Origin of the sequence: Roseovarius atlanticus (assembly GCF_019802205.1) — a bacterium.
GTDB classification, from domain to species: Bacteria; Pseudomonadota; Alphaproteobacteria; order Rhodobacterales; family Rhodobacteraceae; genus Roseovarius; species Roseovarius atlanticus_A.
This window is the reverse complement of sequence record NZ_JAHVHQ010000003.1, coordinates 277,377-302,798: the sequence shown is the minus strand read 5'-3', so window position 1 is coordinate 302,798 and position 25,422 is coordinate 277,377. Positions and strand designations below refer to the sequence as shown.

General features: G+C 64.2%; 22 protein-coding genes and 2 riboswitches. Of the genes, 9 read left to right on the top strand and 13 right to left on the bottom strand.

Going from position 1 to position 25,422, the window contains the following annotated elements:
- Positions 1-189 precede the first annotated feature (189 nt).
- Positions 190-855 (top strand): haloacid dehalogenase type II, encoded by a 666-nt coding sequence (locus KUV49_RS07330; protein WP_222449380.1) that lies wholly within the window; start codon positions 190-192, stop codon positions 853-855.
- Complete coding sequence (locus KUV49_RS07325; protein ID WP_261391078.1) at positions 855-2,162, top strand: NAD(P)/FAD-dependent oxidoreductase; 1,308 nt, start codon at positions 855-857, stop codon at positions 2,160-2,162. The genes KUV49_RS07330 and KUV49_RS07325 overlap by 1 nt, the downstream gene beginning before the upstream one ends.
- Before the next feature lie 12 nt (positions 2,163-2,174).
- Here KUV49_RS07325 and KUV49_RS07320 read toward each other — a convergent pair whose 3' ends face one another.
- Entirely contained in the window at positions 2,175-3,104 is a 930-nt protein-coding gene (locus tag KUV49_RS07320) for a GNAT family N-acetyltransferase (RefSeq protein WP_222449379.1), read from the bottom strand.
- A 237-nt stretch (positions 3,105-3,341) separates the two neighbouring features.
- Here KUV49_RS07320 and KUV49_RS07315 point away from each other — a divergent pair, with 237 nt between their 5' ends.
- The gene (locus KUV49_RS07315; RefSeq protein WP_222449378.1) at positions 3,342-5,378 is read left to right on the top strand and encodes an NADH:flavin oxidoreductase; all 2,037 of its coding nucleotides are present in this window, start codon (positions 3,342-3,344) and stop codon (positions 5,376-5,378) included.
- 121 nt (positions 5,379-5,499) lie between these two features.
- On the opposite strand, the gene nrdF is transcribed toward KUV49_RS07315, so the two are convergent.
- From nrdF to nrdH, 4 genes are all read right to left on the bottom strand, one after another.
- Positions 5,500-6,480 (bottom strand): class 1b ribonucleoside-diphosphate reductase subunit beta, encoded by a 981-nt coding sequence (nrdF, locus tag KUV49_RS07310; RefSeq protein WP_222449377.1) that lies wholly within the window; start codon positions 6,478-6,480, stop codon positions 5,500-5,502.
- 93 nt (positions 6,481-6,573) lie between these two features.
- Positions 6,574-8,706 (bottom strand): class 1b ribonucleoside-diphosphate reductase subunit alpha, encoded by a 2,133-nt coding sequence (gene nrdE, locus KUV49_RS07305; protein ID WP_222449376.1) that lies wholly within the window; start codon positions 8,704-8,706, stop codon positions 6,574-6,576.
- The gene (nrdI, locus tag KUV49_RS07300; RefSeq protein WP_222449375.1) at positions 8,688-9,104 is read right to left on the bottom strand and encodes a class Ib ribonucleoside-diphosphate reductase assembly flavoprotein NrdI; all 417 of its coding nucleotides are present in this window, start codon (positions 9,102-9,104) and stop codon (positions 8,688-8,690) included. Before nrdI ends, nrdE begins: the two co-directional genes overlap by 19 nt.
- A 4-nt stretch (positions 9,105-9,108) precedes the next feature.
- Positions 9,109-9,330 (bottom strand): glutaredoxin-like protein NrdH, encoded by a 222-nt coding sequence (gene nrdH / locus KUV49_RS07295; protein ID WP_222449374.1) that lies wholly within the window; start codon positions 9,328-9,330, stop codon positions 9,109-9,111.
- A gap of 102 nt (positions 9,331-9,432) precedes the next feature.
- Positions 9,433-9,626, bottom strand: a riboswitch (cobalamin riboswitch).
- A 126-nt stretch (positions 9,627-9,752) separates the two neighbouring features.
- Positions 9,753-9,960, top strand: a riboswitch (cobalamin riboswitch).
- A gap of 114 nt (positions 9,961-10,074) precedes the next feature.
- Here nrdH and KUV49_RS07290 point away from each other — a divergent pair.
- Both KUV49_RS07290 and KUV49_RS07285 read left to right on the top strand, forming a co-directional pair.
- On the top strand, positions 10,075-11,304 hold the full coding sequence (locus tag KUV49_RS07290; RefSeq protein ID WP_222449373.1) for an aromatic ring-hydroxylating oxygenase subunit alpha: 1,230 nt from the start codon (positions 10,075-10,077) through the stop codon (positions 11,302-11,304).
- Between the two features lie 4 nt (positions 11,305-11,308).
- Positions 11,309-12,385 carry a hybrid-cluster NAD(P)-dependent oxidoreductase gene (locus KUV49_RS07285; protein WP_222449372.1) on the top strand — a complete coding sequence of 359 codons (1,077 nt, stop codon included), beginning with the start codon at positions 11,309-11,311 and terminating at the stop codon, positions 12,383-12,385.
- A gap of 707 nt (positions 12,386-13,092) precedes the next feature.
- On the opposite strand, the gene KUV49_RS07280 is transcribed toward KUV49_RS07285, so the two are convergent.
- From KUV49_RS07280 to KUV49_RS07270, 3 genes are read right to left on the bottom strand one after another with little or no spacing between them, the layout of a single operon-like run.
- A complete protein-coding gene (locus tag KUV49_RS07280; protein ID WP_222449371.1) occupies positions 13,093-13,794 on the bottom strand; it encodes a Crp/Fnr family transcriptional regulator in 702 nt (233 codons plus the stop codon).
- A gap of 44 nt (positions 13,795-13,838) precedes the next feature.
- Entirely contained in the window at positions 13,839-14,213 is a 375-nt protein-coding gene (locus tag KUV49_RS07275; protein ID WP_222449370.1) for a DUF3307 domain-containing protein, read from the bottom strand.
- Entirely contained in the window at positions 14,210-14,917 is a 708-nt protein-coding gene (locus KUV49_RS07270) for a cyclic nucleotide-binding domain-containing protein (protein WP_222449369.1), read from the bottom strand. The genes KUV49_RS07275 and KUV49_RS07270 overlap by 4 nt, the downstream gene beginning before the upstream one ends.
- Before the next feature lie 203 nt (positions 14,918-15,120).
- Here KUV49_RS07270 and KUV49_RS07265 point away from each other — a divergent pair, with 203 nt between their 5' ends.
- The 4 genes from KUV49_RS07265 (at position 15,121) to KUV49_RS07250 (ending at position 19,644) form a co-directional block, all read left to right on the top strand.
- Entirely contained in the window at positions 15,121-16,320 is a 1,200-nt protein-coding gene (locus KUV49_RS07265; protein WP_261391077.1) for a YcaO-like family protein, read from the top strand.
- Positions 16,317-17,654, top strand: coding sequence for a TfuA-like protein (locus KUV49_RS07260; protein ID WP_222449368.1), 1,338 nt, complete (start codon positions 16,317-16,319; stop codon positions 17,652-17,654). Before KUV49_RS07265 ends, KUV49_RS07260 begins: the two co-directional genes overlap by 4 nt.
- 43 nt (positions 17,655-17,697) lie before the next feature.
- The gene (locus tag KUV49_RS07255) at positions 17,698-18,999 is read left to right on the top strand and encodes a hypothetical protein (RefSeq protein WP_222449367.1); all 1,302 of its coding nucleotides are present in this window, start codon (positions 17,698-17,700) and stop codon (positions 18,997-18,999) included.
- Between the two features lie 72 nt (positions 19,000-19,071).
- Positions 19,072-19,644 (top strand): hypothetical protein, encoded by a 573-nt coding sequence (locus KUV49_RS07250; RefSeq protein ID WP_222449366.1) that lies wholly within the window; start codon positions 19,072-19,074, stop codon positions 19,642-19,644.
- Positions 19,645-19,716: 72 nt separating this feature from the next.
- Here KUV49_RS07250 and KUV49_RS07245 read toward each other — a convergent pair whose 3' ends face one another.
- The 5 genes from KUV49_RS07245 to KUV49_RS07225 all read right to left on the bottom strand — a co-directional run bounded on the left by KUV49_RS07245 (position 19,717) and on the right by KUV49_RS07225 (position 25,405).
- Positions 19,717-21,480, bottom strand: a complete 1,764-nt coding sequence (locus tag KUV49_RS07245; protein WP_261391076.1) for an adenylate/guanylate cyclase domain-containing protein — start codon at positions 21,478-21,480, stop codon at positions 19,717-19,719.
- A gap of 15 nt (positions 21,481-21,495) precedes the next feature.
- Complete coding sequence (locus KUV49_RS07240; protein ID WP_261391075.1) at positions 21,496-22,101, bottom strand: GNAT family N-acetyltransferase; 606 nt, start codon at positions 22,099-22,101, stop codon at positions 21,496-21,498.
- Between the two features lie 415 nt (positions 22,102-22,516).
- Positions 22,517-24,007: a tripartite tricarboxylate transporter permease gene (locus tag KUV49_RS07235; RefSeq protein WP_222449363.1), complete on the bottom strand. Its 1,491-nt coding sequence runs from the start codon at positions 24,005-24,007 to the stop codon at positions 22,517-22,519.
- 13 nt (positions 24,008-24,020) lie between these two features.
- Entirely contained in the window at positions 24,021-24,455 is a 435-nt protein-coding gene (locus tag KUV49_RS07230; RefSeq protein ID WP_222449362.1) for a tripartite tricarboxylate transporter TctB family protein, read from the bottom strand.
- The gene (locus KUV49_RS07225; RefSeq protein WP_222449361.1) at positions 24,455-25,405 is read right to left on the bottom strand and encodes a Bug family tripartite tricarboxylate transporter substrate binding protein; all 951 of its coding nucleotides are present in this window, start codon (positions 25,403-25,405) and stop codon (positions 24,455-24,457) included. The genes KUV49_RS07230 and KUV49_RS07225 overlap by 1 nt, the downstream gene beginning before the upstream one ends.
- Positions 25,406-25,422 lie beyond the last annotated feature (17 nt).

Below are 25,422 nucleotides of genomic sequence, written 5' to 3'. Positions count from 1 at the left end.
CAAGCCTGCATGGTGTATCCTGGATGGAAAGCGGCGATCAGGGGCATCGCATCGCCACCATACCACGGCACCTTTTGCCGCATCCCGCCCGATCAACGCGATATCCTGCGGCAGGCGTGGAAAACCCGGCAATCCATTCCGTCCGGATACGGCGAGGATGAAGGCATCTTGAACCCTTCGGAGACCCCCATGCCTTTCACCCCCAAGTTCATCACTTTCGACTGCCACGGCACCATGATCTTTTTCGACATGGGCCAGGCCGCGCGCGATCACTACGGCCAGGTGCTGTCGTCCGACGCGATGGAGGTCTTCATCCGCGACTTCTCCGCCTACCGCCTGGACGAAGTGCTGGGGGCCTGGAAACCTTATGCCGAGGTCGTGCACAACGCGCTCGAACGCACCTGCAAGCGCAACGGCGTGGCGTTCGACCCTGCCGTCGCCACCGAAATCTATGAACGCGTGCCCACCTGGGGCCCGCATCCCGACGTCACCGCCGGACTCTCCAGGATCGCCGGCAAGATCCCCCTCGTTGCGCTTACCAACGCGATGAACAGCCAGATCCCGCACAATATCGCCAATCTCGGCGTGCCCATCACCCATGTCTTCACCGCCGAGGACGCGCAGGCCTACAAACCGCAGATGCAGGCCTTCGAATACATGTTCGACCAGCTGGGTTGCGGCCCCGAGGATATTCTGCACGTCTCGTCAAGCTTCCGCTACGACCTGATGACGGCGCATGATCTCGGCATCACCCACAAGGCCTGGGTCAATCGCGGCCACGAGCCCGCCAATCCGTATTACGAATATACCGAGATTCCGGACATCTCCGGATTGCCCGCGCTGGTCGGGCTTTGATGCACGCAGAGACGAACATGAAATACACGTCCTACTGGCTCGACACCGCCCCGCCCTTCGAGGGCGGCCAGGATGGCCCGGTCGAGGGACGGTTCGATGTCGCCATCATCGGTGGCGGCTTCACCGGCCTCAGCGCCGCGCTGCGACTGGCGCGCGCGGGCGTGTCGGTGGCCCTGCTCGAGGCCCAGCATGTCGGCGCAGGCGGATCGGGCCGCAACGGCGGGCATCTCAACAACGGCCTTGCGCATGGCTATGCCGCCGCCAAGGCGCATCTGGGCGCAACCCGCGCCCACGCGCTTTACAAGGCCTACGATCGCTCGATCGACATGATCGAGGACATAATTGCCGAGGAACGTATCTCCTGCGATTTCCGCCGCTCGGGCAAGCTCAAACTCGCCTCGAAACCCGGCCATGTCGCCGGGCTGCGCGCGAATTGCGACCTGATCGCCCGCGAGGTCGACCCCGAGGCGCGCTGGCTCGAACCATCGGACCTGAAGGACGAGATCGGCTCGCGCGCCTTTCACGGTGCCACGCTTCAGCCGAAATCCGCGATGATGCATATGGGCCGCTACGTCGCCGGCCTGGCCCGCGCCGCCTCCGGCCACGGGGCGCGGATCTGGGAAGGCGCGCCGGTGACGGCCCGGCACAGGCAGAACGGCGGCTGGCAGCTTGAAACCCCGCGCGGTCACCTCCAGGCGGAGCGTGTGATCGCGGCGACCGACGCCTACTCGGGCGTCCACGGCCCCGCCCCACTCAAGCCCTTCCGCAAGCGCATCATCGCGGTCGGCTCCTTCATCGTGGCCACGCGCCAGCTCGACGACGCCGAAGTCGCGGCGACCATGCCCGGCAACCGCACCTGCGTGACCTCTATGAACATCGGAAACTATTTCCGCCTGTCGCCCGACAACCGTCTGATCTTCGGCGGACGCGCGCGGTTCTCGGCCACCTCCGACCAGCGGTCCGACGCCAAGTCGGGGGCCATCCTGCGCGCCGGCATGGCGCAGATTTTTCCGCAGCTTGCAAATGTGCAGATCGACTATTGCTGGGGCGGGCTCGTGGGCATGACCAAGGACAGGTTGCCCCGCGCCGGCGAGATGGATGACATGATCTACGGCATGGGATACTCCGGGCACGGCGCACAGATGTCGACCCTGGTGGGCGCGTCGCTCGCCGACCTCGCCATGGGCCGCGAAGACACCAACCCTCTGGCCGGCCTCGACTGGCCGACCGTTCCGGGTTACTCGGGCCGTCCCTGGTTCCTGCCCTTCGTCGGCATGTGGTTTGCGCTCAAGGATCGTCTGGCCTGATGCCCGCCGCGTTCAGCCAAGCGAGTGGGCCGCCAGTCCGAACATCCGCGGGCCGTCCAGCGGTCGACGCTGCCGGCCCAGGTACATTTCGGTGACGGTGTCGTAGACTCCCATACCGATGGCCGACAGGAAGGCGTTGAACTTCTCGCTTTCCACTGGCGTGTCAAGGCGCACGAACTCGCCTTCACTGCGCTTGATCAGCGGGGCGGCCAGCATCATCGCGATGTCCTCGGTCTCGGCGACCACGGGTCCTATGACCCACCCGCGCCCGAAACGGCGGCGCAGCGCAAAACCGCAGATCGTGCCCTCCCGCTCGACGACCATGCCATCGGACAGGCGCAGCATCTCTGCCAGGATTCTGTCCCTTGCCGCCCCATACGCTTGCGTATCCAGCGCCGCGATCGCGGCGGTGTCTTCCACCTCCATCGCGCGCGCGGTGACACCAGGCACCGGATCGGGCGATTGAACCCGCCGCGTCATGCCCTGATGCTGCCGGATCGTCGTCAGCGGCACAAAGCCCGCTTCCTTGTAAAGCCGGTATCCCTGCCGCGTCGCGCTGAGCCGCAAATCCGCCCTGGGGCATTCTTTCATCACCCGGCGCAACAGCCAACGCCCCGTTCCCATCGTCTGAAGCCGCGGCGCGGTCACCATCATGCCCAGCATGGCGAAATCCGGCTCCGCGCGAAAACACATGGCCGACCCCATGGCGCGACCGATCTCGTCCACCGCCAGGTACCCTTCGCCCAGCGAAATGAAGACATCCAGATCACGCCATCGATGCGGCCAGAACACCCCGACAGTCAGTTCATGCAACAGCGCCCGGTCGGCCAGGCTGATCCGGTGCGCGGTGGCCACGAACTTGTCCACGCGAAAACTGTCGTCCGTCGGCGCGTCTCCCGCGGACAATGCGTCATTTCCGGACTCGCCAACCTGTCTTACCATGCGTACGCACATCCCTCATCTTCCGCGGCGCAGGCACGTCGGGCCGTGCCGCGCGGGGTCGGATACCACTTCCTACACAGTATCGACCAATCGTCACGGTTTTTTCTGCGGTTTCCGGCCCGGATACCACAGCATATGCGCTTTGTTTTTTGCAAAGCTGCCCGTGAACCCCGCGCGCCCGGGATCGCACCGGCCCGCGCGACAAGACAACCGCCACCAACGAGGATAAACCGACACATGCGCGAAGACCCATTGATGCAGCCCTTTCAGATCGGGCCGCTGACGCTCAAGAACCGCCTGCTGATCACCGGGCACGAGCCGGGTTACTCCGAGGACGGGCTGCCCAAGGAGCGCTATCGCGCCTACCATGTCGCGCGGGCCCGCGGCGGGGTGGCACTGACGATGACGATGGGCTCTGCCGCGGTCTCGCCCGACAGCGCCCCGAGTTCAGGCGGCGTGCAGGCCTATCGCGACGAGATCGTGCCACTGATGCGCAGATTGGCCGAAGAGTGCCACGACCATGGCTGCGCGGTGATGATCCAGCTCACCCATCACGGCCGGCGCACCCGTTGGGACCGGGGCGACTGGCTGCCGACGATTTCCGCCAGCCACGAGCGCGAGGTCGCGCACCGGCACGCGGCCAAGCTGGCCGAAGACTGGGATATCGCCCGCATCATCGACGATTACGCAACTGCCGCCGAACGGATGCATGACGCAGGCCTCGACGGGCTCGAATTTCTCGCCACCGGCCACCTGCTGGATCAGTTCTGGTCGCCACGCTCCAATCACCTTGACGCGCCCTATGGCGGATCGCTCGAAAACCGCATGCGTCTCGCGATGGAGGTGCTGACCGAGACCCGCCGCCGCGTCGGCCCGGACTTCCTTCTGGGGCTGCGCTATGCCGGCGATGAAATGTGCACCGACGGCGTTGACGCCGAAGAGGGGGTGGAAATCTCGCGTCGCCTCCGCGACAGCGGCCTCGTGGACTTCCTCAACGTGACCCGTGGCCATATCGACACCGACGCCGGACTGACCGATATGATCCCGGTTCACGGAATGCCCAGCGCACCGCATCTCGACGCCGCGGCCAGCCTGCGCAAGGCCACCGGAATGCCCGTCTTTCATGCCGCCAAGGTGGCCGATGTCGCCACCGCGCGGCACGCCATCGCCTCCGGCATGGTGGACATGATCGGCATGACCCGCGCCCACCTTGCCGACCCCGATATCGGCCGCCTTATCGAAGCCGGCGAAGAAGAGCGCATCCGCCCCTGCGTCGGGGCCAACTTCTGTCTCGACCGCCGGTTTCAGGGGGCCGCCGCGCTTTGCGCCCACAACCCCTCGACCGGGCGGGAACGCGAACAGCCCCACCGCATCGAACCCGCCGACACGGCCCGCCGCGTGCTGGTGATCGGCGCCGGCCCCGGCGGTCTCGAAGCGGCGCGCGTCGCCGCCCTGCGGGGCCACCGGGTCGAGCTTCACGAAGCCGCCAACGACCCCGGCGGACAGGTGCGGCTGCTGGCGCAGTCGCCGCGGCGGCGCGAGATCCTGTCGCTTATCGGCTGGCGCATGGCCGAATGCGAACGGCTGGGCGTGCGGTTCCACTTCAACAGCTTCGCCGAGACCCAAACCGTCACCGAGGCCGGCGCGGACGTGGTGATCGTCGCCACCGGCGGTCTGCCCCACGAGGTACCGCTCGCCTCCGGTCAGGACCTGACCGTGACCAGCTGGGACATCCTCTCGGGGGATGCGCAGCCCGGCCGCAACGTCCTCGTGTTCGACAATTCCGGCGACGCGGCCGGGCTTCAAGCGGCCGAGATGATCGCGGCCACCGGCGCAAGGGTCGAGATCGTCAGCCCCGAGCGCGCCCTCTCAGCCGAGGTGATGCCGATGACGCTGACGCCTTTCCTGCGCGAGATGCAGGCGCGCGATGTAACCTTCACCGTCACCTGGCGGCTGCATTCGATCGAGCGCGCGGGCAACCGTCTCCTGGCCAGGCTGGGCAGCGATTTCAGTGCCGCGCAGTCCACGCGCGAGGTCGACCAGGTCGTGGTCAACAACGGCACCATTCCCCTGGACGACCTCTATTTCGACCTCAAACCCCTCTCCCGCAACATGGGCGAAGTGGACCGGGACGCTCTCCTGGCCGGACGCCCCCAGACCCTCATCCGCAACGCACAATCCGGTTTTTCGCTCTTCCGGATCGGCGACGCCGTTGCCTCCCGCAATATTCACGCGGCCGTCTATGACGGCCTTCGGCTTCTGAGAACATGTTGAAACCCGCATGGTCGACGTCAGCACCGCAGGAACGAGGGGTCTTGGTACATCCGCTGGTCTCTAGCGTCTCAGCGGCAAGACGCGCACAGGCTCGTCGTCCCGAAAAAGTGAAGACCTCGCTTCAGAAATCCCAGTCTTCGTCTTCTGTCGCGACGGCCTTCCCGATGACATAGCTGGAACCCGAGCCCGAGAAGAAATCGTGGTTCTCGTCCGAGTTGGGCGAAAGCGCCGCCATGATCGCCGGATTCACCTTGCAGGCCTCGTCGGGGAATAGCGCCTCGAACCCGAGGTTCTGCAGCGCCTTGTTGGCGTTGTAATGCAGGAACGCCTTCACATCCTCGGTCAGTCCCAGCGGATCGTAAAGCTGCTCGGTATAGCGCGCCTCGATCTCGTAGAGGTCAAACAGCAGACCGAAGGCAAAATCCTTGATCTCCTGCCGTCCAGCCTCGGGCAGACGCTCCAGTCCGCGCTGGAACTTGTAGCCGATGTAATAGCCGTGGATCGCCTCGTCGCGGATGATCAGGCGGATCAGGTCGGCGGTGTTGGTCAGCCGCGCCCGGCTGGACCAGTGCATCGGCAGGTAGAAGCCCGAGTAGAACAGGAAGGACTCCAAAAAAACGCTGGCCACCTTCTTGCGCAGGGGCGAGGCGGTGGCGTCGTATTCATCGAGAATGAGGCGCGACTTGGCTTGAAGGTGCTCGTTCTCCGCAGACCAACGGAAGGCCTCGTCCACTTCAGCGGTCTGGCAAAGTGTCGAGAACACGGATGAATAGCTGCGGGCGTGCACCGCCTCCATGAAGGCGATGTTGCTCAGCACCGCCTCTTCATGCGGCGTGATCGCATCTTCCATCAGGGTCGGTGCGCCCACGGTGTTCTGGATCGTGTCGAGCAGCGTAAGTCCGGTGAACACCCGGATCGTCAACTGTCGCTCGTCCTCGGTCAGCTGCGACCAGCTGGGGATGTCGTTGGACAGCGGCACCTTTTCCGGCAGCCAGAAATTGACCGTCAGGCGGTTCCAGACGTCGAGGTCGATGTCGTCCTCGAGGCGGTTCCAGTTGACGGCGCGGGGTATGGCGCGGGTGGATTTGGCAAGGTCTTTCATGGCGGTCTCCGGGCCTTTGGGGGCGGATTTTCGACGTCGGCATCACGTCTGTATCGCTGCGGTATTGCGGCGGTGCGGTTTCGGGGCGTCAGGTCAGAGAGAGCACGAGACGCAGCCCTGCACCTCGGTCCCTTCCAGGGCCATCTGGCGCAGGCGGATATAGTAGATCGTCTTGATGCCTTTCTTCCACGCGTTGATCTGCGCCCGGTTGATATCGCGGGTCGTGGCCTCGGCGGGGAAGAACAGCGTCAGCGACAGCCCCTGGTCGACATGCTGGGTGGCCGCGGCATAGGTGTCGATGATCGCCTCGGGTCCGATCTCGTAGGCGTCGCGGTAGAATTCCAGATTGTCGTTGGTCATGTAGGGCGCGGGATAATAGACGCGGCCGATCTTGCCTTCCTTCCTGATCTCGATCTTCGACGTGATCGGATGGATCGAGGAAGTGGCGTAGTTGATGTAGCTGATCGAGCCGGTGGGCGGCACCGCCTGAAGGTTGCGGTTGTAGAGGCCGTCCGCCATCACCGCGTCCCGCAGGTTCGCCCAGTCCTCCCGGGTGGGCACGGCAATACCGGCCTCGGCGAAAAGCGTCGTCACCCGCTCGGTCTCGGGCACCCAGTCGCGGGTGACGTATTTCTCGAAGAAGGATCCGTCGGAGTAGGTCGAGGTCTCGAACCCCTTGAAGCTGCGCCCGGCCTCGCGGGCCAGCGCGTTCGAGGCGGTGAGCGCGTGGAAGAGGACGGTGCAGAAATAGATGTTGGTAAAGTCGATCCCCTCGGGCGAGCCATAGTGGATGCGTTCGCGGGCGAGGTAGCCGTGCAGGTTCATCTGCCCCAGCCCGACGGCGTGGCCCTCGTCATTGCCTTTGCGGATCGACGGCACGCTGTCGATCGCGCTCATTTCAGACACCGCGTTGAGCGCGCGAATCGCGGTGCCGACCGTGCCGGCGAGGTCGCCGCCATCCATCGCGCGGGCGATGTTCATCGAGCCGAGATTGCAGGAGATGTCGGTGCCCATGGTCGCATAGCTGAGATCGTCGTTGAATTCCGACGCCTCGTTCACCTGCAGGATTTCCGAGCAGAGGTTCGACATGGCGATGCGCCCCGCGATCGGGTTGGCGCGGTTCACCGTGTCCTCGAACATGATATAGGGATAGCCGCTTTCGAACTGGATCTCGGCGATGGTCTGAAAGAACGCGCGGGCGTTGATCTTCTTCTTGCGGATGCGCGGGTCGTCGACCATCTCGTGATATTTCTCGGTCACGGAGATCTCGGAGAACGCGCAGCCATAGACCTTTTCCACGTCATGGGGCGAGAGCAGGTACATGTCCTCGTTCTTCTTGGCCAGTTCGAAGGTGATGTCGGGGATCACCACGCCAAGCGAAAGCGTCTTGATGCGGATTTTCTCGTCGGCATTCTCGCGCTTGGTATCGAGGAAGCGCAGGATGTCGGGGTGATGCGCGTTGAGATAGACCGCCCCGGCCCCCTGCCGCGCGCCGAGCTGGTTGGCGTAGGAGAAGCTGTCCTCGAGCAGCTTCATCACCGGAATCACGCCCGAGGACTGGTTCTCGATCCCCTTGATCGGGGCGCCGTGCTCTCGGATGTTGGTCAGCATCAGGGCCACGCCGCCGCCGCGTTTTGACAGTTGCAGTGCCGAGTTGATGCCCCGCCCGATGCTTTCCATGTTGTCCTCCAGCCGCAGCAGGAAGCACGACACGAACTCGCCCCGCGCCTTCTTGCCGGCATTCAGGAAGGTGGGCGTGGCGGGCTGGAACCGGCCCTCGATGATCTCGGTCATCAGTTGCAGCGCCAGCGTCTCGTCGCCGCGCGCCAGCGCCAGCGCGTTCATCACGACGCGGTCCTCGTACCGCTCCAGGTAACGCTGCCCGTCCCAGGTTTTCAGCGTGTAGGAGGTGTAATACTTGAACGCTCCCAGAAAGCTGGGGAAGCGAAACTTCTTGCCATAGGCCGCGTCCCAGATCCGGCGCTGGAAGTTCTTCGAGTACTGGTCCAGCACCTCTGGCTCGTAATACCCTTCGTCGACAAGGTAGCCGAGCTTCTCGTCCAGCGAGTGGAAGAACACGGTGTTCTGGTTGACGTGCTGCAGGAAGAACTGCCGCGCCGCCATGCGGTCGGCCTCGAACTGGATGCGGCCCTGATCGTCGTAAAGGTTCAGCATCGCGTTCAGCGCGTGATAGTCGAGGTCGGCGGTCAGGCTGGCGTCAAGCATGTCTCTCTCCAGAATTTGTCGAGCCCGGCGCGCACGCGGGCGATGTCGGTTTCGGTGCCGGCCAGTTCGAACCGATAGAGCACGGGCACGTTGCATTTGGCGGCGATCACGTCGCCGGCCATGGCGAAAGTCTTGCCGAAATTGCGATTGCCGGCGGCGATGACCCCGCGCAGCAGGGCACGGGCGGCGGGATCGTTCAGCAGGCGGATCACCTGCTTGGGGACCGCGCCTCGCCCGTGCCCATCGGCATAGGTCGGGCAGATCAGAACGAAAGGCGCGGTGATCTGCGGGACAGGATCGCTCGCGACACGCGGCAGCCGCCGTGCCGGCAGGTCCAGCTTATCGACGAAGCGCCGCGTGTTGCCGGACCCGCTCGAGAAATAGACCAGCCCCGCCATGCGCTCAGCAGAGCCGGCCGATCATGTCGGGACGAAACCCGGCCCAGTGATCGTCACCCGCCACGACGACAGGCACCTGCCGGTAGCCCAGTTCCTGCACGTGCTCCATCGCGGCGGTGTCCTCTGTCAGGTCGATAATGTCATAGGCAAGGCCACGGGCGTCCAGCGCTCGGGTCGTTGCGGTGCACTGCACGCAGGCAGGTTTGGAATAGACGGTGATGCTCATGGTGCTCTGTCCCTTTTTCGTGGTTTGCGAATGGCGGGACAGGACACGGGAACAGGAGGCCTGAAGGGCCCCTGACACGCGCCCGGGCCCTCCGCCCGCGGTCGTCGTTCATGGCGCCTTGGCAGGTCTCCTGGCTCGCGGCTCTTGCGCCTTGGTCCGCCTTCCCGGTGTTGCCTCACCAGTGGATCCGGACCTTGGCTTACCGCTTACAGTTGCGGGGGCAGCGCCGGTGTCGCACCGGCTTCCCTTTTCACCCACGACGTTGAGTCGCGGGCACCAAAGCAACACCATATTGGGTTCTGGCACCCGAAACTGTCAATATATAGTTTGCCTTGCAGAGGCGATTTTTGTCCGATCGTGCAGGATGTCTGATTCACTTCAGCGAGTGTCGCAAATCTCATATTGCGCAGCCCGGCCTGTGATAATCGGAGAAGTTGCAAGGTGCCGCCTGCGGGCGGAGAATTGGGAAGCCGGTGAAATCCCGGCACTGCCCCCGCAACGGTAACGGTGTTGCAACGGGCGCGGTCACGACCACTGGGGAAGAGGAGCCCCGGGAAGGTTTCGCGCCACGAGGTCCCGCACAAGGGCCGCACCGGAGTCCGGAAACCAGCCTTGCAATGACGTCAAACCGCGGGTGGCGGTGCGGGCGCTGCTTCGGGTCCGGCTCCTCGCTTGCCGCACCTGCGGACCGCGCGTGCCGACCTCCTGCCCGAATTCGCCGCGCCGCGCGGCAGGAGGCCAAGGATGAACACCCAACCGATCAGCGATCTGCTGGCGCGGCGTCGGCCGGGCCATGCGCTGGAACAGGCATTCTATACCGATGCGGACGTGTTCCGCGCGGACATGGAAAACATCTTCTACCGCGACTGGCTCTTTGCCGTGCCGGCCTGCGAACTGCCCAAGCCGGGCAGCTTCGTGACCCACCGCGTCGGCGACTATGGCGTCGTCATCGTGCGCGGCGCCGATGGCGAGATCCGCGCCTTCCACAATTCCTGCCGCCACCGCGGCTCGGTCCTGTGCAAAGTGGCCAAGGGCAACGCGCCCAAGCTGGTCTGCCCCTATCACCAATGGACCTACGAACTGGACGGGCGGCTGCTGTGGGCGCGGGAGATGGGGCCTGACTTCGACCCCACCAAGCACGGTCTGAAGCCGGTGCATTGCCGTATCCTCAGCGGGCTGGTCTATATCTGCCTGGCCGACGATGCTCCCGATTTCGAGGCCTTCGCCGAGCTGGCGCAGCCCTACCTGCAGGTGCATGACCTGACGGAGGCCAAGGTCGCCTTCGAGACCTCCATTGTCGAGCACGGCAACTGGAAACTGGTGTGGGAGAACAACCGCGAGTGCTATCACTGCGGCGGCAACCATCCGGGTCTCTGCCGCTCCTTCACCGACGACCCCACCGTCACAGGCATCGAGGAAGGCGTCACCCCGCCCCATCTTCAGGCGCATTTCGACCGGCTGGAGGCACAGGGCGTCCCGTCGCAGTTCCGCATGTCGGACGACATGCAATACCGCCTCGCGCGGATGCCGCTGCTGCCCGGCGCCAAGAGCTTTACCATGGACCTCAAGCCCGCCGTGTCGAAATGGCTGGGCCGGGTCAGCGATGACGCGGCGGGCACGCTGCTGAAATACCATTACCCCACGACCTGGAACCATTTCCTGCCGGATCATTCCATCGTCTTCCGCGTCACGCCGATGACGCCGATGACGACCGAAGTGACCACCAAGTGGCTGGTGCACAAGGACGCGGTCGAGGGCGTGGATTACGACGTCACCCGCCTGTCCGAGGTCTGGGTCGCCACCAATGACGAGGACCGCCGCGTGGTCGAGGACAACCAGCTGGGCATCCTGTCGCCGGCCTATGAACCCGGCCCCTATTCCCCGATCCACGAATCGGGCGTGATCGGCTTCGTCGACTGGTACTGCAACACGATGCGCCAGCGGCTGGACCCTGTCGCGATGGCGGCGGAGTGATCCGATGAACGATCTGTCCCACGTTCCCGCCCGTGCGATCTGGTCGGATGACGAGATGCTGGAATGCGTCTCGGTCATTCCCGAGCGTCCGAACACCGCGACCTTTACCTTTCGTGCGCCGTCGGGGGCGCTGTTCGACTATCGCCCGGGCCAGTTCCTGACGCTGGAAATCCCCGCGCCGGGCGGCACGGTGCACCGGACCTACACGATCTCGTCCTCGCCCTCGCGGCCGCGGTCGATCTCGGTCACGGTCAAGGCGCAGGCCGACAGCGTGGGCACGCGCTGGATGCTCGACAACCTCGTGCCCGGCGTTCGGATCAGGGCCCTGGGGCCTTCGGGCCTTTTCACCCATCTCGATCACCCCGCCGAGAAGTACCTGTTCATCTCGGCCGGCTCCGGCATCACGCCGATGATGTCGATGACGACATGGATGTTCGACCTCGGAACCGAACCCGACATCGTCTTCATCAACTGCGCCCGGCGCCCCGGCGAGATCACCTTTCGCGAACGGCTGGAACACATGTCCAGCCGCGTGCCGGGCATCGACCTGCACTGGGTGGTCGAAACCCCTGACCGCTATGCGCCCTGGACCGGCTATCGCGGCACGTTCAACCAGTTGATGCTGGGGCTGATGGCGCAGGATTACCTCGAACGCGAAGTGTTCTGCTGCGGTCCCGAGCCCTTCATGCAGGCGGTGCGCGAGGCGCTGCAGGGCCTTGGTTTCGACATGGCGCATTACCACCAGGAAAGCTTCCACGCGCCGGTCGCGGTCGAGAGCGACGCGCCCGAGATCGACGATGTCGTCCCCGACCAGGCCGCACAGGCCGAGGTCGAGTTCGCCCTCTCCGGCGTCAGCGCGAATGTCTCGGAAACCGACACGATCCTGTCGGCGGCGCGGGCCAACGGGCTGAACATCCCGTCGGGCTGCACCTTCGGCGTGTGCGGCACCTGCAAGGTCCGCAAGAGCGCGGGCGAGGTGCACATGGTGCATAACGGTGGCATCTCGGAGGACGATATCGCGGATGGATACATTCTCGCCTGCTGTTCGCACCCCATCGGCAAGGTGTCGGTGGACGTGTGACCGCAATGATGAACCGGCCGCTGCCTCGGGCAGCGGCCATCTCCTGCCGGCGGCGGCCTTGAACTTCTGCCGGTTCTGGCGACACCAAGGCCCGGTCGCTGACATCCTCTCCGACGAAACAACGCCAGTCTGTTCCCAACACGCTGACGGGTGACGCCATTTCCAGGCGCTCTCCCGGCAGCACGTTCGAGAAACACTTCAGCAGGACGTCCCATCGAAGTCCTGTTCGCCCCAAGAATATTTCCGGGCTGTCACCACGCCTCGAAAGGTCCGGACCAATGTAAAAACCCGGTCCGAACCGCATACCGCTTTGACACAGCTGCCGGCCCGTCCCGGGACTATTTGGTACTAAAAAATGATTCTTCCTATGTACAATTCGGCCAGCTAGTATCCTGCCAACCCGAGAGAACAGTTCTCACAGACCACTCACTGTCTTGCCCCCGGTTCGCCCAGACGGCCTTGACCGCCCTAGCCTGGATCGCAGTTGGCCAATACCCAAGGCTGCTACCAGAAATCCCGGAGGTAAGCTCTGTCCCCCTGTTAAGCATTATTAACCAAAGCCAAGCGTCCGACTGTGAACGGGATCACATGTTTTCGCTTTTGTCGTCACCGGCCGGGTTTGAGACAATTTTATTGCGCAAACCGACACCACAACGGTCGCTGAGGATCTCCCGGCCTGTGCATGGGGTCAAACAGCTCGCAAGGGCTCAATGACCGGGCGTGTTCTTGACGATATCCGCAGGTGACGTGATCTGAATGACGCCTTTGCGCATCGAGATCTTTCCCTGGTCCTGCAAGAGCTTCAATTGCTTGTTGATCGCCTCGCGCGTGACGCCCAGCATCTCGGCCAATGCGCTCTGGGAAAACTTCCGGCCCAGGTCCAGCACCTCGTCGTCGAGCGTGCCGTGTTTCAACCCGAGCTCCGCAAGCTTCTGAAGCAGCCGTTGCGACAGGTTGTCGAAGGCGAATTTCTGAAGCGTCTCGTTCGATTCCCGAAGCCGCTGCGACAGAAACCCGATCAGATGCGCCGCAAGCGCCGGTTCTTCGGCCAGCAGCGCGACCATGGTGCCCGTCTCGAGGTGAAGCAGGCTGGAATCCTCCATCGCGGTCACCGTGGCCGACCGGGGATCGGGGCTGACCAGGGTCATCTCGCCCAGGGGCGCCCCCCGTTCCGGCACCGCGAGGGTCAGGACGTCACCGTCCGTATTGACGATGCTGACCCGGACCATCCCGGTGCAGTGCACGTAAAGGCCGTCCGAGGGATCGCCCTGGTAAAACAGGACTTTTCCACGCGGAAGGAACACGCCCTGTGCCCGCGCCGCAATGCGCTCGATCACGTCTTTCCCGAGGTTCGAGAACAGCGGGCAGGCACACAGGTACTTCTGTTTCTGCTTGTCCGCGATCTTCATTGCATGCTCCGCAAACACGTGCCTGTTCCGACCGGCAAAGCCAACTACAGCAGACCGATCGCAAGTATCGCCACATAGGTCAGCTGATGTGCCGCCTGATCCAGCCCGACCAGCCTCCAGAACCCGGCCTCGCCAAGATCGGCCTTTGCTTTCTGAAGGTTGGCCTTTTTCCAGTCGATCACGTGATGCACGAAAACCTCGGCCAATGCCAGCCCGACGATCAGACCGGCCCCGCCCAGACCCGCAAGCGCCATGACCGGCACGCTCAGCAGACCGTGAAGCCCTGCATGCGCCCACCCCGCCGGGTGCAGGAACTCCCCCTTGTGCGCGAGCATGTCACCCGTCTGCCATCGGAAGTCCGCGAGATAATGTTTGACCTGTATCAGGACGAGAAAGATCAGGATCCCGCTCTCGGTCACTCTGCCGCTGCCTTCTGTCGTGTCAGGGCCTTGTTGGCGGCAACCAGCTTGCTGCGGGTGTCAAGGTTCATCCCGCTTTCCAGCCCGCGCCGGAATTCGACATCCGTCGCCGCCAGCTCCGCCAGGGCCTCGGAGGATATCATGAAGATGCGGCTTGGCTCTGCCGTACGCACGGTCGCGGATGCGGGCCCCTTCTGCATGACGTTCAATTCGCCAACCAGCCCGGAAACAACCCTGCCGATCCGCTCCGACGACGAGAACACGTCGGCCGAGCCGCGGGCCAGGAAGGTAAGATGCGTGACCGGCTCGTTTTCCTGCGTGATCCTGATGCCCGGTTCGGCATCGAGCCAGATACCGTGGTCAAGAAACCTGCGCGCCGTTGTCCTGGAGAACTCCGGAAAGATCTTGGCGACAAAGGCGCTTTCCTCCTCGTTCAATCGGGCCATGCGATCCAGCAGCAACATGCGGACAAGCCCGACGACGCTGATCAGGATCCAGAGGATCGGAACAATCGCCGCGGACAAACTGAACGCGACCGTCAATCCGACAAGAACGAAGGACGCCGCGAGGAAATTCAGGATCACGTAAGCATAGCCGTTCCCGCGGATCACCCCGGTCTGCAGCAAGGCATATGCCCCGAGATACAGCGCGACACCAAGATATCCGATCCAGTGATAGACGTCTTCGGGAATACCGTTCAGCATCCGTTGGCTCCATTCGGTGGGTTCCGGCCCTCGTCGGTTATACCACTTTTTCGAAATCTGGAGAATGATGCGGGCAAGGCGTCGATCATCGTCGGCCACATTGACCGGCGACGGGCGATGGACCACTCTCGCAAGCGGGGATGTGTCATCGCCGCATTTGATCATCGATTTCCGTCGAAGCCGCTGAAAGCAAAGTCATTCGCATGTCGTCCAGGAAAGAATACCTGCTTGATACGCATCGCCTGTGCGATCCCGCCGAAACGCTGGAGCGCGTCAGGCCGCATCTGTCCCGCATGGGCATCACCCGCATCGCCAACCTGACGGGCCTGGACCGTATCGGTTTGCCGACGGTCATGGTGACGCGGCCGAATTCCCGTTCTGTCGCAGTGTCGCTGGGCAAAGGGCTGTCGCTGGAGGCGGCGCGGGTTTCGGGCGTCATGGAGGCTGTCGAGACCTGGCACGCCGAAAGGATCGTACGACCGATCCGCCGCGACTCCTTCGCCGGGTTGCAGGCCGAGGTGGCGGTCGCGGACGTCATGCGCCTGCCGGAGGTCACCGGCGGCAGGTTCGATCCGCATCACCGGATCCTGTGGGTCGAAGGGCGGGATCTTGGTCAGGACGCCGCCTGCTGGGTGCCGCTGGAGATGGTCGATACCGACTATACCGAGCCACCCGATGGCGGGCACGGGACGTTTCCGCGCACCACGAACGGCCTTGCCTCCGGCAACGACGCGACCGAGGCGACCTGCCACGCGATCTGCGAACTGATCGAGCGGGACGCGACCACGCTTTGGCATCACGGGTCCGGGGACACGCGGATCGACCCCGCATCTGTCGACGACCCCCGGTGCCGCGACGCGCTCAATCGAGTGATCGGGGCCGGCTTGGACATCGGTCTGTGGGAGACAACGTCGGATATCGGCGTGCCCGCCTTTCGCTGCATGATCTGCGAGGCAGGCGACATCCAAGGCCATATCGGGATCGGGGACGGCTGCCACCCGGACCGCGCCATCGCCCTTCTGCGCGCGGTGACCGAGGCGGCGCAGACCCGGCTGACCTACATTTCCGGCGCACGCGACGATCTTGACCCTGCGGAATTCACGACCCAAGCCGTGGCGGCCAGGGGGCGCTACGTGCGTCACCTGATCGCCGGCGCGAGGCCGGCGCGCCGTTTCACCGACGCCCCGAACGCGACGACGGAAACCTTCGAGGATGACCTGGCATGGGTGCTGCAGCGCCTGTCTTCCGCCGGCATGGACCAGGTCGTGACGGTCGACCTGTCGCGCCCGGACATCGGGATTTCCGTCATCCGCGCAGTCATTCCGGGGCTCGAGGCACCGCATGACGACCCGGATTTCGTCGCCGGCCCAAGGGCACGGGCATTACAGGCAGGTGCCGCATGAAGCCGGTGATCTTTGCAGGCCCGACCATCGCCGCCCAGGATATTCGAACCGTGCTCGATGCCGAGGTTCTGCCGCCCGTGGCCCAGGGCGACGTCTATCGCGCGGCGCGGCGGCGCCCGCCGGCCATCGCTATCATCGACGGCTATTTCGAAGGGGTGCCGTCGGTCTGGCACAAGGAAATCCTCTGGGCCATGGAGCAAGGCATCCCGGTCTTCGGAAGCGCCAGCATGGGCGCCCTGCGGGCCGCCGAACTGCACGACTTCGGCATGATCGGCGTCGGTGCGATATTCGAGTACTACCTGCAAGGCGAGATCGCCGACGATGACGAAGTCGCGGTCCTGCACGGTCCGGCAGAGCTTGGCTTCGTGGCGTTGAGCGAGCCCATGGTCTCCGTCCGCGCCACGGCGAAACGCGCCATCGCCGCGCAGGTCCTGACGCCCGACGCGGCCGCGTTACTGACCGAAACGGCAAAATCGCTCCACTACAAGACCCGCACCTGGGACGAGATATCGGCGCGGCTTCTGCATGAGCCGGGCCTTGCAGCGTTCTTCGCATGGCTTCCCGATGGAAAGGTCGACGCCAAAGGCGATGATGCGCGATCCATGCTGGATCGCATGGCCACGTTCCTCGCAAGCGACGCCCGAAGCGACGGGACAGAGGCGCAGAGGGTCGAGCGCACGCTGGCCTGGCAGGGTCTCGTGCGGCGTATCGAGGCCGAAGGCGAAACCGGAACCGCCGCCTCCGGGGCCGTGCTGGACGAACTGCGACTGGACCCCGAAAGATACGAAGCCACTCGTGACCGGGCCATGTTGCGCAGCCTTGCCCTGGAGGATGCCGCACGTCGCGGTGCGCAGGCGGACCGCGACACCCTGCGCGCGGTGATGGACAGCCACCGGCGCCGGAACACCCTGTCCCGCCGTGACGCCCTGCTCACCTGGCTCGACGCGAACGACCTTGACGGGCAAAGCTACGAGACCCTGCTGACGGAGGCCGCCCTGATCGACGACACACGCGCCGCACGGTCGCCGGGGCTCGACGCGCATATCCTGTCCGAGCTGCGCTGGACGGGCGCCTATGCCAAGCTGAAAGACCGGGCCGAGGCAAAGGCCCGGACCATCGCCGAAGACACCGGCCCGCAGGCATCGCCGGACCGGCTGCGCCTGCTGGTCTGGTTCTTCGAAACCCGTCTCGGCCGCGCGGTGCCTGACGATCCGGACGCGTTCGCCCGATCGCTGGGGCTGGACGGCCGCGACGAACTTATCGCCCTCATCGCGCGCGAGTTCCTGTATAACCCCGATGAAGGTGACACCCAGAGCGCCGGCAGCCGGGGCTGACCCGCGCGCATGGAGCACGCGCCAGGACGAAACGGAGGATCTGATGCAGTTTCCGGATTACGCGGCAGAGGATGAAGCGCCGGGCACGCGCTTTCTTCTGTTTCCGCAATCCCCGTTCGGAGAGGCCGCGGCGGAACTGGAACTGGTCGAAATCTCGGCCCCGCCCGGCACGATCGGCCCCGGTCCGTCCGGGCCGCGCATGTACGTGGTCGACCCCATCGGCAAGACCATACCTTACGGCGCCATCGTTCCCGGGCCCTTCGGGCCGGGCATGTACCTGCCGCCCTGGCACGGACAGCGCAATGCGCCGGCCGTCCCGGACGAATACGGCAACTTCCTCCACATCGCGCCCGGCGACCCGGAGTTCGAGGCGGCGCATCTGTTCGGCTCGGCGCATTTCACGATGGATGTCTGGGAAGGGTATTTCGGACGCCGGATCCCGTGGCATTTCGAGGCTGACTACGACAGGCTGGAACTGTCGCTGCTGCCCGGCCTCGACAATGCGCATATCGGTTGGGGGTTCCTTGAAACCGGCGGCACCACGGAGCACGCGGGCGAATACAGGCCCTACAGCCTGAATTTCGATGTCATCGCCCATGAAATCGGGCACGCCCTGATCTACAGCGTCATCGGCCTGCCCTCGGACGACAACGCATCGGGCGAATATTACGGCTTCCACGAATCCGCCGCCGACATGGTCGCACTTCTGGCATCGCTGCATTTCGGGTCGGTGGTCGAGGCGCTGCTCGACGAAACGCGAGGCAACCTCTACACCTACAATCGCCTCAATCGGTTCGCCGAAACGGCACAGACGGCCCAGATCCGCATGGCGGCCAACGACAGGCTCCTGTCCGATTTCGCGTGCGGCTGGACAAGCGAACACGCCTTGTCGGAGCCGCTTACCGGCGCCTTGTTCGATATCCTGATCGACGTGTTCCACGAACGGTTACTGGATCACGGCCTGATTACGCCCGAGATCGAAGACCTGTCCGATCGGCTCGAAGGCACGCCCGACTACAGCACCGTGATGCAGGCCGTATTCGACGAGCGCTACGCGCGGGATCCCGAAGGTTTCCGTATCGCGCTTTTGGAAGCGCGGGACCTGATGGGCTCTTATCTTGCGGACGCCTGGGATATGCTGGACGCGGACGGGCTGAGCTATTCGCATGTCGAAGAGGCGCTGCTGGCCGTCGATCGCGATATCTCCGGCGGGGCGTACCAACAGATCATCGAAGGCAACTTCCGCGTGCGCGACATCGGTCTGGCGCGGGTGGGGCCACGACTTGCCGATCCCGATGGCGACAGCCACGCGGTGTCGGTCCGGACGCGTGTGCCGCACCCGTAGCGGCACAAATACCTTTGGCGATCCTCCGAGTTTGTGGCATCGTGACTGAAATACATTTTAAAAGAGGACATCATGTCGGAGTCATTGTTGAGCTTTTCAGAAGTGCTGTTGTTCGGCCGAATTCTCGATGATCTTGTCTACAAGCGCAGCCCGTCAAAGAGGCTGGGCGACAACAACCATCTGGATAAGCAGTTCGCCTCCGCCGAAAAGAAGGAAGGCGAGCCCACGAAGGCGTTCGCCAAAATCTACGGCTTCGCCCACGAAGGCACGTATTTCGACTTGCCTGAACCCGTGATCTTTCTCGTTCACGGAGATGGTCAAAGCGCAACCGACGATAACCTCCCCGCCAACCTGGGGTCACGCGCGCCCAATGACCCCTCCAAAAGCGGCGTTGCCGCCGCCGACTTCCAGATCGCGAACGACATCCGGGTCTGGAGCTATGACAAGGCCGACCAGACCATGCGCATGGACGTCTCGACCGGCATGTTCGAGCAGATCCTGCTGGAGGCCTACTTTGCCGGTGACGGCGCCGGCGTGAGCGGCGCGAAGGTCAGTGGGGCCAAGGTCAGCGGCGCCAAGGTCAGCGGGGCAAAAGTCAGCGGCGCCAAGGTCAGCGGCGCCAAGGCGCGCGGATCCGGCGACTGAACGGGGCTCAGGCGCGCGGTTGCCAGAAGGCCTTGCTCCGTTTGCAAACGGGTGCACGGTAATGCCGGCCTGTCAGAACCCGGCCTTCTTCAGTCCTTCCAGGAAATGCTGCGTGTCCTCTTCCAGGCGGTCGGGAATGATCTGTTCCCACCGCTTGATCGAAAAGTTCGGATGCACGGTGCGGTGCTTCTCCGCGATCTTGCGCGCCAGCTCGGTCTGGCCCAGCTGCGCATAGCTCGCCGCCAGCATCCGCTGCCCCTCCGTCGGGTTGTTCATCTTGCTGACGGTTTCGATCACCGCGTCATATTGCTTGAGGTTGTAGTAAGCCCCGCCAAGGTGCCACAGGTACTGGTCGGGGAAGAACGGGTTCAGCCGCATCGCCCGTTGCAGGTGCTGGATCGCCTCCTCGTTCTGCCCGGAATGCGCCAGGGCATCCGCGTAATCCGACAAAAGGTCAGCATCGTTCGGATTAAGCTTGAGCGCTCGATCATACGCCCCCAGCGCCGCATCGTGTTCCTTTCGGTACAGGTGCACGAAACCGAGCTCTCCGAAGGCACGGGCATCCGTCGGGTCCTGGTCGGCGGCGCGACGGGCATAGGAAAGCGCGGTGTCGAGCGCCTCGTCGCCGTCCGCGTTCCAGGAATAGCGCCAGTCGATGTTCAGGGTCCGCGACAACGCCGCCGAGGCACGGGCATATTTCCCGTCCAGTGACAGGGCCTGCTCGTACAGCATCCGCGCATGCTCGTTGTCCTGCCGGGTGTATTTGAAGATCAACTGCTGGGCCCGCAGCACAAAGCCATAGGCCGCAAGATCGGAGGGGATCGATGCACTGAACCGGCGACGTTCCTCCGCCTCGACCAAGACCGCCGCCGCTCCGACAATCGACGATGTCATTTCGTCCTGGATCTCGAAGATGTCCTCGTGATCGCGTTTGTAGGTTTCGCCCCAGATCGTCCGGGATGAATCGGTATCGATCAGTTCGACCTTGATCCGCAGCTTCGTCTTCGCCCGCTGGACGCTGCCGCGCACGACATAGCGCACCCCCAGCTTCGCCGCGGCCTGGCTCGGGGGCAGGTCCTGCGTCCTGAACGCAAAGCTCGTGTTCCGATTGATGACGAACAGGTTCTTGAACTTGGACAGCGCCAGGATGATGTCCTCGGTCAGCCCTTCCGCAAACCAGCTCTCGGAGTCGTCGCCGCCGCGAATGTCGAAGGGCAGAACGGCAATCGAGGGCGTGTCCGGTCGGCTAAACTGCATCGACGGCGACGACGGCCGAACCGTGGCCGCCATGGTCGCGCCCTCGACTTCGGTGCGGATGCAGAAGATGGGGATCGGCTGCTCGATGTTCTTGAGCATCTGCGGGCCAAGAAACTCGTAGCCCAGGCGCAGCTTGTCGCGCACCTGCTCGTACACGCTGGAACTGACGAAGACACGACCGGGGTCTGCGATCTCTTGCAGTCGGGCCGCGATGTTCACGATGTCGCCATGAATGCCGCGGTCGTCGAGCAGGAATTCACCAAGGTGGATACCGACCCGAAAGCTGATCTTCTTGGCCAGGGGCACGGCGGCATTGCTGCGCTCGGTGATGCGTTGCAGTTCCACGCCGAACAGCACCGCATCCGTCGCCGTGTCGAACCGCGCGAGGATACCGTCGCCCTTGACGTCGACGAACATCCCGCCGTGCTCGACACAGGCCGCCTCAAGCCGTTCCAGAAGGGCGCGCAGGGCCTTGTAGGTGTCGATCTCGTTCCGCCCCATGAGCCGGGAATACCCGACGACATCGGCAAACAGGACAGCCCCGAGCCGCTGTCTGAAAGTAGGTTCCTGCGGGGTCAACTATCCTGCTTCCATTCAGAGCGCTGCGGACCTCTGCGGTGGCCATTTCGATCCCGACGTCGTCCCGTCACCAAACGCGATCACCGTTTCGTCTCCAAGTTCATGTGCGAGCGCGTCCCGCCGCGCGTTCCAGTTCTCCGCCAAAAGACCGACGACGATCATGTCGTGGTATTTCCCGTCGGAAAACCAGGCCTGCCGCATCGTGCCCTCGACTTCAAAGCCGGCCTGGCTGGTCAGGTCGCGGCTGCCCGCGTTGTCCTTGCGGTAATAGGATGTCACCCGGTTCAGCCCGAGCTGCCGAAATCCGAAATCCAGCACCAGCGCAGAGGCTCGAATGCCCAGTCCCTGTCGCCGGATCGCGCGGTCGACAAAAAGCGCAATGACCGCGTCGCGGTTGACATGCGAAATCTGTTCCAGGCCGACGATACCCGCAACGCCGGCGGCCTCGGATGTGATCGTGAACCAGCACTTGTCGTCCTGGTCCTGGGGCGTGTCAGTCATGTTCCACAGTTTCTCACAGGTCGCCATATCGTAGGGGATGCGCGAGTTGCGATCAAACAGCGCCAGATCCCCCACGTCCTGAAACCACTGTGTAATCGCAGTCAGGTCCGGCTTTTCCAATGGTCTGAGAGAGTATGAATTCGAAGTATTGTCAGGCATGTGTCAAAACCATTCAATAAAGGTTGAGTACGTCAGCGTAGCATAAAATCCGTGCAATCAAACGACCTGCGTTGCCAAACACCATCGCGGCTTCTTGGGGCTTCGGCGCCCGGCCCGCGACCGAATCAGCAGGCCCCGGATCGTTACCGAACGCGGAACGGATTGCCAGACGGGACGGGCCTGCCACCTTCCCGGAGTGCGAAATTTCGGTCCATGCCAAAACCGCCAGGTGTCAGGGATGCGGCGCCGGAGACGTCCGAGCACCACTCACGGCGGCCTATCTCGCCTCAGGTTCCCGACCTCCGGAACCTCTCAGGACGACGAGACGCCGTGGACATCTCCCCGACCGTTCGGGGGACTCTCCGGTCGTCTCCGGTCAGGCTCTGCGCCGCCGCCGCGAGATGGCCGACAGAATCGGCAGGAGGATCAGCCCGAGCGTGGCAAGGGCGATCACGGCAGAGATCGGTCGCGTCACCAGCTCCGTGACATCACCGCGACTGATCAGAAGCGCGCGGCGCACGTTCTGTTCCGCCATGGGGCCGAGGATCAGGCCAAGGACGATCGGCGCGAGTGGGACGTTCACCTTCTCGAACACATAGCCCGCAAGACCGGCGGCGAACATGATCCACAAATCCACGATCCGGCCGTTGATGACATAGACGCCGACGGCCATCAGCACGAGGATCGTGGGAACCAGCAGCACACCCGGCAGCCGCTGGACCTGGGCAAAGACCTTGGTGGCCGCCGCGCCGCCCACGGCGAGGATCAAAAGCGACGTCAGCAGCATCTGCACCATGAACCCGCCGACAAGGCTCGGGTTCTGGTGGAACAGCTGCGGTCCGGGTTGCAGACCGTGGATCAGAAGCGCGCCCAGCACCAGCGCGGCGACCACGTTGCCGGGAATGCCGAGCGTCAGAGCCGGGATCATCGAGGCCGCGTTGTCGGCATTGTTGCCGCATTCCGCCGCCGCCACACCGGCGGGATTGCCCTTGCCAAAGCTGTCGGGCTCGTCGCTCGCGCTCTTGGCCGCATTGTAGCTCAGGAAGGCCGCGATGTTGCCGCCGGCGCCGGGCAGGATGCCCACACCTATGCCGATCAGCGACGAGCGGATCCAGGTCGGCACGAAGCCGCGGATCTCGGACCATGGCACCTTTGCCGGTTCAAGTTTCAACTGCGCCGCCGACAGCCCCTTGAGGTCCGCCGACTCGGCCAGCGCGATGACCGGCGGCAGGGCGTAAAGGCCGACGAGGATCACGATCAGGTCCAGGCCGCTCAGCAGCCAAACCTGGTCGAACGTGAAGCGCGCCGCGCCGGACAACTGATCGAGGCCGACCGTTCCAAGCAAGAGGCCCAGGGTCGCGGCCATCAGGCCCTTGGCCGCATCGGACCCCACCAGCACGCCGATGGAGGCCATGCCGAACATCGCGATCCAGAAATACTCCGCCGGTCCGAACGCCAGCGTGGCCCGCGCCAGGATCGGACCGATCGTCATCAGCGCGATGGCCGATGCGGTGCCGCCGAGCGCCGAGGACCAGCAGGCGATCTTGAGCGCGCGGGCCGCCTCGCCCCGCTGCGCCATCGGATAGCCGTCGAACGTGGTCGCGATGGCCGCCGGCGTGCCGGGAATGCGCAGCAGGATCGCCGGAATCGCGCCGCCATACATCGACCCGTTGTAGATGCCCGCGACCATGCCAAGCGCGACAAGCGGTTCCATCGAATAGGTCAGCGGCAGCAGAAGCGCGATGGCCATCACCGGGTTGAGGCCCGGCAACGCGCCGATGAACACGCCCAGGATGGACGCGCCGAGCATCGCCGCCACCGGCCCGAGCGCAAAGACGCCCGAAAGAACTTGGGTCACGATATCCATGAAATCGCCTCGGTCAGAAGGTTTGCCAGAACTCTGTCGGCAGCGGCTTTTCGAGAACAATCGAGAAGACGGCCCACACGATGCCGATGAAGACGGCGGTCGCCAACGCCAGAAGGACGGGCTGCCGGAAGCCCAGGGCGACCGGCAGGGCAAGGACGACAAGCGCCGATGCGGTGTAGAAACCCAAGATCGGAACAATCGCCAGATAGACAGCGCCGATCGCAACGGTGATGAAGACGCGCCCGGTATGGTTGGTCAGCGGGCGCGGCTCGGCCCGCCCCCGGACCACGGCCCTGCCCGCGACCAGCAGGCCGAAACCGGACAGCACGAGGCCAAGCACCATGGGATAGGTGCCCGACGCGCCGGTATACGCGGCGGCCTTGACCGCCGCGAAGATACCTAGGGCGGCAAAGACAGTGCCGAGAACGATATCCTGCCGCCGTTCCATCAGCTGCCCAGGCCCAGCTTTTCGGCGACCTTGGCAAGCGCGTCGTATTCGTTGCGCAGCCGCTCGGCGAGCGCGTCGCCGGTCACGACATTCGGGATCTCGCCTTTCGTCGCAAGGAACTCGACATAGGACGGATCGTTCACGGTCTTCTCCAGCGCCGCGGACAGACGCTCCGCGATGGCCGGATCGAGGCCGGCAGGTGCCAGCACCATCCGCCACAAAAGCGTTTCCTCGTCGCCAAGCCCCAGCGTTTCCAGGCCCGCGGCCTGCGGCAACGCTTCAACCGGAGCGGCCGAGGTCACGATCAGGCACTTGGCCTCGCCGGACTCGGTATAGGGCAGCACCGGCGAGATCGAACCGCCATAGATGTCGACATGCCCGCCAAGGAAGTTCTGCAAGGTCTCGCCTGCCCCGCCGAAGGGAATGGCGACAGCCTCGATCTCCTTGGCCTGGAAGATGCGCTCGGCGGCCATCTGCATCGTGCCGCCGATGCCGTCGTTGCCATAGGTGTACTTGCCCGGATTGGCCGCAAGCTCGGCCAGGAATTCCTCGCCCGTTTCGGCCGGAAAGTCGGGGCCCACGCACATCGTGTAGGCGGTCTCGGAGGTCGACGCGATGGGGGTGAAGCTGTCGACATCATAGGCGACGCTCTGGACTTGCGGCACCGTGGTGATCGGGCTGTTCCAGGTTGCCAGCAGGGAATATCCGCTGGGCTTGTCCATCATGAACTGGGTCACGCCGACAGAACCGCCGCCGCCGGCCACGTTCAGGATCGCGATGGACTGGCCAAGCTCTTCCTCGAGCAGGGTGGCCAGCTTGCGCGCGCTCGTGTCGGTGCCGCCGCCGGCAGGGGCCGGGATCGTCACCTCGATGGCGCGTTCGGGGTATTCTGCAAAAGCTGCCACGGTGGACAGGGCCAGCGCGCTGGCGCCGATAAGCAGGGTCTTCATGGGTTTCCTCCCTCTGG